Origin of the sequence: Novipirellula sp. (assembly GCF_041583735.1) — a bacterium.
GTDB lineage: Bacteria > Planctomycetota > Planctomycetia > Pirellulales > Pirellulaceae > Novipirellula.
On the sequence record NZ_JBFHFD010000331.1, the window covers coordinates 1 to 9193 of the forward strand.

The following is a 9193-nucleotide window of genomic DNA, read 5'->3' on the forward strand; positions in this document are numbered from 1 at the left end:
CTCATTGACCCCGCTTCATCGCCAAATTGCCTCGCTGCCACCGAGTTCAAATTTGCCAAGCGATTTCTCGGACCAAGTCGACGAAACGATTCGATTGTTGTCGGACCGCACCTAAAAAAGGTGTCGGACACCTTTTTGGCAAACTGGGTAGTTTTGGCCTTTGAATCTCAGGCGATTGTAAAATTCGGGTCAAAGCATCTGCTTTCCTAATATAACGGACTTGGATTCGTTTAACTTCGATAGTGCAAGCCCCTTTCGCGTGGCGGACCTTTGCGTCCACGCGAATCCTTTTCTTGTTTCTTTCGGAGAGAACGTCATGTCCACTGCAGCATTCGCGGCTCGATTGCTTTCTCGCAGCCTTCTTTGCGGAACGATTGCCACCATTTTGACCTTGAATCTTGTCGCCGACGAACCGACAACGCTTCCTGCTGAATCGCCTGCGACCGAGTCCACCGCAGAGCATGCGGACAAGGAGAACATTAAACCGCAGGGGAAAAACAAGAAGCAACAAAAGAAAGAGCAGAAGAAAGCGACCACCAAGATGGTCAATCAGGGGCTCCGTTGGCTGGTCGCAGCACAGCATTCCGATGGTGGCTGGGGCGGCGGCAGCCATGCTAAGCAGCAGATCCTTGATCCTGCGAAATTTCCATCGGATCCTGCCACCACCGCGTTTGCCGCATCGGCATTGATGCGTGCCGGGCACACGCCCACCGAAGGCGAGTATCGCGATAGCGTGGTCAAAGCGATGCATTATCTGGTCAAAGCGGTCGAGAACGCGGACCCCGACGCTGACCGCATCACGTCGATCCAAGGCACGCAGCCGCAAACCAAATTGGGCCAGATGATTGATACGGCGATGACGGCCCAATTTTTGACACGAGTGTCCGAGGTACTGCCCAAAAACGATCGCTGGCACAAGCGAGTCGAATCAGCATTGACCGCCTGCCTCGAGCGAATCCAACGCACTCAATCCAAAGACGGCAGCTGGAGTACCGGTGGCGGATGGGCTCCGGTGCTACAATCCGCACTCAGCTGTAATTCGCTTGAATTCGCCAGGGCACTTGGCAAGAACGTTGATGTCAAGAAATTGGAAAAGGCTCAGCAATATCAAAAACGCAATGTGAACGCCGAAACAGGAGCAGCGTCCTCCGGTGCAGCGGCTGGCGTAGAACTGTACGCGTTCTCGGGTGGGTTACGTGGCAATGCGGCAGATGCGGCCCAAGCCGAGCAAACGATCGAAGAAGCCAAAAAGCAAGGCAAGCTGGCCGCTGATGCGGACGTCACCGAAGAAAACTTGCGAATCGCCGGCCAAGACGCTCAGAAAGCCAAATTACTAGGCGATGCCGTGGTGCAAAACCAAGCTCAATTGAGTCGGCTCGATGACGAACGCTTGTTGTCAGGGTTCGGTAACAATGGCGGCGAAGAATTTTTAAGCTACCTGATGACTAGCGAATCGTTGGTCATCGCCGGTGGTGATGCTTGGGAAAAATGGAATGCCAAGATGATCGACCGACTAGCCAAGGTGCAAAATCCCGACGGCAGCTGGAACGGACACCACTGCATTACCAGTCCCGTGTTCTGCACCGCGGCGGCATTGCAAGTGATCACCACTCAAAACGACATCAAGCTTCTGAAGCGGATCGCGTCTGCGAAGTAATGCAGATGCGTTGCGGGTACGTCGATAGTGCCACCAAGAGTCGTGGATCTTGCGAAAAGATTCTTGGATCAACAAATGTAGTGGATCTTGCGAAAGATCCAGCGTGCAGGACGTGTTGCCACGTCCACTACGAATAAGCAGCTCACTCGGCCGGTTCGGCTTGAACAGCAAAAACCCCGCCCCCATGTTGGTCATTGCGTGATGAACCCCTCAATATCTCGTCGTGTTTTTTTAGCCAGCGGAATCGCGGCATCGATTCTCGGATCGCGTGTTCGGCCACTGATTGCGTCAGAGCATGACGAGGTGCGATCGCGGTCTCAGACGCTGATCAAGTCACTGCGTGATTATCTGCTTGCTCAGCAGTCGCCCGATGGAGCCTGGAGAAGTCAGACGTATGCGTTGCTGAAAAGCGGACAGGCGTTAACCCCGTTTGTCTTGTCGATCTTGCAAGATTGCGATTCCAAGTTTGTCGAATCGGTTACCGCAGCGCGAGCCCGCTCGTGGATGAGCAACCACATGCGAAACGGTGTGCTCGGTGTGGCCGACCCGGATGTCTTGGAGTATCCGGTGTTTGCAAGTGCGTTTGCACTGCGTTGTTTTAACGCGATGTCTGACCATGACGCCGTGGTTGATTCACTACGTCGCTTTTTGATCGGTGAGCAGTTCACCGAGTCGCGTGGCTTTTCAGAGTCACATCTTGCATACGGCGGATGGGGATTCGGGGGTCCGCAACCCGCTGGGCAAACCGGGCACATGGACTTGGCTCACACCCGTTGGGCCTTGGCGGCACTCCGCGACAGCGGTCATCGCCGTGCGGTGGCGGACGTCGACTCGGCTAGCGAACAATCCCACCTGAGTCGCACCTTCGCAAATGCTCAACATTTTCTGCGACTGCTGCAAAAACATCCGAGTGAACGTCGTCCTCAGCCCACGCTCGAAAACACAACGAGCCAAGACAGTACGCAGCGAACCGCCATTTATGATGGTGGCTTTTATTTTTCGCCGATCGTTTTGGCTGCGAACAAGGGACGGATCGGGCAGACGCAGGGCCAGACTTTTTTCCGCAGCTATGCCACTGCGACGTGTGATGGCGTGATCGCATTGTTGGCTTCAGGCGTGGACATGAACGACGAACGCGTCGTCGCGGCGAAAACATGGCTTCAGCAGCACGAGGACTGGGAATACCCTGACGGTATTCCTCGAGATTACCCGGAACCTTGGGGCGAAGCCGTCTATTTCTACCACCAAGCGGTCCGGGCGGAAGCGTATTGGCGACTAGGGATCAGCGGCGACTGGGCTGATCGGCTAGTGGATCGATTGCGTCGTCATCAGAGTCCCGACGGCAGCATCGTCAACCGACGCAGCGGGTTGATGAAAGAGAATGATCCGCTGATGTGTTCCGCATTAGCCTTGATTGCCGCCCACTTCGCCGATCGGCAACTCAGTGGTATTCCGGCGTCATCCACTGCGACGCGCTAACGGCTCTCAAAGCCGAGCGGCACTTTGTAGGCCGAAACCCCGCGGACCGGAACCCAGTGGATCGGCATCGCAGCGGCTGATGACGTCCAAGCTTGGCCGAAAGTCTTGGCGACTTTCGCTACGGGAACCCATCTGCCGGAGCGGATGAATTGGATCACTCGCCTTCGATGTACTTCAGCTGAATGTCGGTCTTAGGCAATTTCTGTTTCAGCTTATCGACTCCTTCTTGAGTCACGGCGGTGCGAGTCACTTTCAGATCTTTCAGTGCTTTCAATCCTTCTAAGTGAACCAGTCCCGCGTCACTGATTTGGGTCGATCCCAAATGCAAGAAGGTCAATTTCGTCAGGTCACTCAGGTACGGCATGCCAGCGTCGGTGAGCCGTGTGTTATCCAGGTTCAACGACTCGAGTGACGTAAGCCCCTTGAGCGGTTCGACACCTGCGTCCGAAATATTGACTCGCCACACGTTCAGTTTCTTTAGTTGGGTCAGCTCACTGAGCGGCTTCATTGCATCATCAAACAGCTGAGCACACTCGCTGATGTCAAGTTCTTCGAGGTTCTTGATTTTCGGCAACTCGGCCATTCCCATCGCATCGATTTGGTTTTTCGCCAAACGCAGCTTTTTGAGATTTGGAAAATTGGCCAGGATGGTGATGGCGTCGTTACCGATTGTGGTTTCGGCCATGTACAACTCTTGCAAGTTTTTCAGGCCGGTTAGTTCCTCAATCCCCACTTCGCTGATCCACAAGAAATCGATCGCCAACACCTTCAGGTTGCTAAGTTTGGCGACATGCTTCATTCCGTCGTCGTCGACCGAGCAGTCGCCACTTTTCCCGGACAATCGCAGCGCTTTTAATTTGGAAAGCGGTGTCAGATTGGCCAATCCCGCGTTACCGATTTTGCAATCTCGCAGGTCAATGTTTTCCAGAGTGGCGACCTCGGCGATTGTTTTCAGCCCCTCGTCGCTGATTGCCGTGCCGCCTAGCAAGACCGAACGGACGCGTTTTAGAGGTTTCAGCAAAGCGAGTTGCGAATCATCGATCGAGGTACCACGAAAATCGACTTCCACAATCGCGCCGTCGGCATCCTTTTTCAGCTTGGCCGATGTTGCCTCAATCGCCGCAACCGCCTCGGGATCGTCGGTGGCGGCGGGCTGGACTTTGGCAACGGCAGCCGAGGGAACGGGATCCGCCGGTTCCTGCTTCGAATCGCAGCCTGTACTCAAAAACAGGCAGCCGCCAAGAACCAGAAATGCAAACGGGAGGAATGTAATTCGCATAAGTCAAATCAGGTGGGTAAAAGTGGGATAGGCTGCTAGCCAGCTAGCGTAAGTCAGCCTGAGAGTGCTATTTCTAGACTGAAAAATCAGGGTTGTCCGTAGCGAAAGTCATCAAGACTTTCGTTGTCAGCATAAACTGGGCGGATGACCGAGCGTAGCAGACCGTGCAAAAAATGCATGGCATCATGCAGGGGGTAGGACGTTGTTGAGCCATCAAGGGCAATTGAACTCGCGTAATCATAGCAGACGCAACGACGAACGTTTAGAATGCAGACATGGCGTTGTTCACAGATCCTCGACAAAGGTATTTTCATGCGTGTTCGCTCTTGTACCGCGATCGTTTTGTTGGCAGTCCTACTCGGCAACGAAATGATCGACACGCCGAGGGTGCTGGCGGAATCGCCGACCACTTCGGCTGTCGCCACCACTGCACCCGCGCCATGGTTCGAGCAGAACCAAGAAAATTTCCTTGAACTCTATCGTTGGCTGCACCAGCACCCCGAGCTTTCCTTTGAAGAAGAGAAAACGGCTGCGAAGCTAGCGGAAATTTGGAAACAACTCGGTTTCGAAATGACCACGGGTGTGGGAGGTCACGGCATCGTGGGAATCATGCACAACGGTAAGGGTCCCGTCGTGATGATTCGAACCGACTTGGATGCGTTGCCGGTGACCGAACAGACTCCGGTTCCATTTGCATCGACGGTGCAATCAACTCGCGAAGACGGCAGCAGCACGGGCGTGATGCATGCGTGTGGTCACGACATCCATATGACAAATGTGACCGCAGTGGGTCGTTACATGAGCGAACACAGGGATCAATGGTCGGGAACGCTAATGATAATCGGTCAACCCGCCGAAGAGCTCGGCGAGGGAGCCAAAGCGATGCTGAACGATGGCTTGTTTGAAAGGTTTCCGAAGCCCGATTATGCCTTGGCCATTCACGTCAGCGCCGACAAGCCCACCGGCGCAATTAGCTTGATGCCCGGCTATTCGCTCGCCAACGTCGACAGCGTCGACATCACCGTAAAGGGGCGTGGCGGACATGGATCGGCTCCGCATTCGACGATCGACCCGATCGTCCAAGCCGCGGATTTGGTGTTGTCGCTGCAGATGATCGTCAGCCGCGAAGTGAAACCGATCGAACCTGCGGTGGTGACCGTGGGTTCGATCCATGGCGGAACGAAACACAATGTGATCGGTGATGACTGCAAGTTACAATTAACCGTGCGAAGTTACAGCGAGGAAGTGCGACAACAAGTGCTCGCCGCGATTCGCCGACGTGCGTTGGCAGTAGCGATGGCGCACAACGCCGAAGAACCCGATGTCCTGATCAGCCAAGGAACACCGTCATTGCGAAACGATGACGAATTAACGGCGCGAATGACCAAGCTGTTTTCCGATGTGCTTGGCGTAGAAAACATGGTGCCAGGCGAACAATCGATGGGAGGCGAGGACTTTAGCCGCTATGGGATCGCCGGAGTGCCGATCTTGATGTACTCCGTCGGCTCGGTCGATCAATCGCGACTCGATCGTTTCGAACAGCTTGGCATCCCCGCCCCATCGCTGCATTCGGGAATCTATTACCCGGATGCTCCGGAAACGCTAAAGACCGCTTTTACCACAATGACAGCATCGTTATTGGACCTGTTGCAGCCGTCGCCTTGACCCGCAGGCTGGAACAAGGCGAAAACGAATGCAATTTCACATTCCAGCCACTGCGGCCGCCGCAGTGATACATTCCGTAGCGGAACTCGCGCGTCCGTTTCGGCGGGCATCAGTCAAGCCAAAAAAAGGTCGACAGATTCCGCTACACTTGATCCGTTGCAACGTCGTGATTAATCTTCGGGACGTTCGCCGGCGGGAGCCATCTTGACCAACTTGGGATCAAACCGAGCCACGGTGTCTACCAAATCGCGTTGCGACGCCATGACTTCATCAATGTCCTTGTACGCCATCGGAACTTCGTCCAACCCGGCCGACATCAACGTCACGCCTCGCTTGGCCAAAAACGGCTTCACGTCTTTCCAATTGAATTGACGCTTCGCCGCGGTTCGGCTCATCTTGCGGCCTGCACCATGCGCCGCACTTTGCAGCGACGACTCGACACCGTTGCCGCGAACCACGTACCCCGGTGCCCCCATCGAACCGGGGATGATCCCCAACACTCCGGCCCCCGCGGGCGTGGCTCCTTTTCGATGGACAATTAACTCTTCGCCCGCATGGGTTTCTTTCCAAGCGAAATTGTGGTGATTCTCGATATCCAAGATCACATCGACACCAAGGTGTTTGGCGATTGCTTTGTGAATGCAGGCATGATTCGCCGCAGCATATTCCCCCATCAAATTCATCGCCGCCCAGTACTCGCCGCCCGCTTGAGAATCGAGATCCAACCAAGCAAGGTTAACAAGTTCGCGCGGCAGCTCGGGATGCAATTGCTTGGCCACACGGCTGTAGTAATCACATACCGCCGCACCGGTACCCCGCGACCCGCTGTGGCTGAGCAGTGCCAAATATTGCCCCGGTTCCAGGCCAAGATCCGGACGCGGAAGTGTCAAAATCCCGAACTCGACAAAGTGATTCCCACTTCCGCTGGTTCCCAATTGTTTCCATGCCTTGTCACGGTTCATTTTGGTGATGTGGGATACGTTCCAATCGGCATCCATCACGCCATGTTGACGAGACTTGCGAAACCGAGCCCCGATCCCGAACTGCGTCTCTCGCTCGATCGCCCCCCGCAACCGGTCTTGCTGTTTCTCCAATGCGGTAGTGGGCAAATCCAAGACCGTCATTTTCATACGGCAAGCGATATCGACACCCACGGCGTAGGGGATCACGCAATCTTTGGTCGCCAACACTCCGCCAATCGGTAATCCGTACCCTTGGTGTGCATCTGGCATCAACGCTCCACTGTGCGAGATTGGCAATTCGCAGGCATGAGCCATCTGTTGGACGGCAGTCGGATCGAGATCGCGGCCCCATTGTCGCCAGGGCGCAGCTTGCTCGCGACCAACGTAACGCGACTGGGCAGCGAACACCCCCGCCAACTCGGCCGCCAACTTCCCCCACAATTCATGGTCAAGGTACGATGTCGGCGAGTCGACGACGCTGGCGATCGTGTCACGAAGCACAGTGCGTTGCAGCCCCGATTCCGCTGCCAATCGGATCGTTTCTTTGGCGATCTGCATCGCCGATCCTTTGGGAACGCCAAGATTGCTGAGTTCACGTGTTTTCATCATAAGTCGCGATTTCTTTCCGACCGCAATGCGAACGCGGGACAGCGCCCCATGCCACTGTCTAAATCCACGGTCCCCAATGCATCAAGACAACGATGGAACCAATAGGCTCGCCATTTTCAACAAAAACATTTCTCTACCACTCGTTATTCGCACATCGAAGAATGCTTGATGCTCAATCCCCAGGCCACAAAACGATGAATTCAGATTAACATGTTTCGGCATACCATGACGATTTTTGAACGCGATCGATTTTCCGGGCGAACCACAGTGAACTCAGCCATGCTTCAGCTCCCAACCCCATCCGCACGACGATGCTTGCGTTTTGCTTTTTTTGTCTTGCTTTTCGTCACAAGCGAGGTTGCCGCTAGCCGCTCGACTCTATTTGCGGCGTCCCCCGACCGCCCCAACTTGTTGATCGTATTGGCCGATGACATGGGCTATGGCGACCTTGGCTACACCGGCAGCCAGCATCTGCAGACGCCACACCTCGATTCGCTCGCGAAATCGGGCGTCTTCTGCAGCGAGGCGTATGTCACCAGTTCCGTTTGTTCTCCATCCCGAGCGGGGCTTCTGACTGGACGTGATCCCCGCCGCTTTGGCTACGAATCGAATTTGAATCAATCCGCTGCCGCCTATGGCACGCGTACCGAGTTGCTTGGATTGTCACCGAGCGAGCACACGTTGGGTGATCAACTTCGCGCTGCCGGTTACGCCACCGCGCTCGTTGGCAAGTGGCATTTGGGTAGCCACGAAGCCCACCATCCTAACGCCCGCGGCTTTGACCATTTTTGTGGCATGTTGGTCGGCAGCCATAATTACTTTCCCACCCCCGACAAACATCAATTGGAGCGAAACGGAGAACCGCTGCGTGAGTTTTCAAGTCCCTACCTGACGGACTTTTTCACTGACGAAGCCCTTCGCTGGATTAAAAGCCAAGACGAAGCCGCATCGCAGCCTTGGATGGTGATGCTTTCCTACAACGCCCCACATACGCCGATGCAGGCAACGGATCAAGATCTTGCAAAGTTCGCTCATATCAGCGATCCCAAACGTCGCACTTACGCCGCGATGATGTACGCCCTGGATCGTGGGGTTGGACGCGTCCGTGCCTATTTGGACGAAACCGACCAGCTCGAAGAAACCTTGATCGTTTTCTTTTCGGACAACGGTGGCGCCACCAATAATGGCAGCTGGAATGGGCCGCTTTCAGGCGTCAAAGGCTCACTGCGTGAAGGCGGCGTTCGTGTGCCGATGATTTGGTCATGGCCTGGGCAGTTACCTGCCGGCAAACGAACCGACGCGGTGGTTTCAAGCTTGGATGTGTTGCCCACGTTCATGGCGGCGGCTGGGGCGGAGCTGTTGCCACTGAAGCCGTCTCCTTCGCACGAGGACAAACGCAATCGCCGACGTGCCGAAGCAAAATACGGAGCCTACGATGGCATCAATTTGTTGCCGCAGCTTCGCGGAGAATCGCCCCCGGCTACTCGCACGCTGTTTTGGCGACTGCAAGGTCAAACAGCGGTTCGCGATGGCGAGGACAAA

At 55.2% G+C, this 9193-nt stretch carries 6 protein-coding genes; 4 read left to right on the plus strand and 2 right to left on the minus strand.

The window, feature by feature from the left end; all coding sequences use genetic code 11:
- Positions 1–316 precede the first annotated feature (316 nt).
- Both ABX962_RS21440 and ABX962_RS21445 read left to right on the plus strand, forming a co-directional pair.
- Entirely contained in the window at positions 317–1657 is a 1341-nt protein-coding gene (locus ABX962_RS21440; protein WP_372722150.1) for a prenyltransferase/squalene oxidase repeat-containing protein, read from the plus strand.
- Between the two features lie 201 nt (positions 1658–1858).
- Positions 1859–3136, plus strand: coding sequence for a hypothetical protein (locus ABX962_RS21445; protein WP_372722152.1), 1278 nt, complete (start codon positions 1859–1861; stop codon positions 3134–3136).
- Positions 3137–3290: 154 nt separating this feature from the next.
- Here the strand turns inward: ABX962_RS21445 and ABX962_RS21450 are convergent, their stop codons facing one another.
- Entirely contained in the window at positions 3291–4415 is a 1125-nt protein-coding gene (locus ABX962_RS21450; protein ID WP_372722154.1) for a leucine-rich repeat domain-containing protein, read from the minus strand.
- A 312-nt stretch (positions 4416–4727) separates the two neighbouring features.
- Here ABX962_RS21450 and ABX962_RS21455 point away from each other — a divergent pair, with 312 nt between their 5' ends.
- The gene (locus tag ABX962_RS21455; protein WP_372722156.1) at positions 4728–6080 is read left to right on the plus strand and encodes a M20 family metallopeptidase; all 1353 of its coding nucleotides are present in this window, start codon (positions 4728–4730) and stop codon (positions 6078–6080) included.
- Positions 6081–6250: 170 nt separating this feature from the next.
- Here the strand turns inward: ABX962_RS21455 and ABX962_RS21460 are convergent, their stop codons facing one another.
- Entirely contained in the window at positions 6251–7651 is a 1401-nt protein-coding gene (locus ABX962_RS21460; RefSeq protein ID WP_372722158.1) for an RtcB family protein, read from the minus strand.
- A gap of 279 nt (positions 7652–7930) precedes the next feature.
- Here ABX962_RS21460 and ABX962_RS21465 point away from each other — a divergent pair.
- Positions 7931–9193 (plus strand): sulfatase-like hydrolase/transferase (locus ABX962_RS21465; RefSeq protein ID WP_372722159.1); only part of this gene is annotated, 1263 nt, incomplete at its 3' end.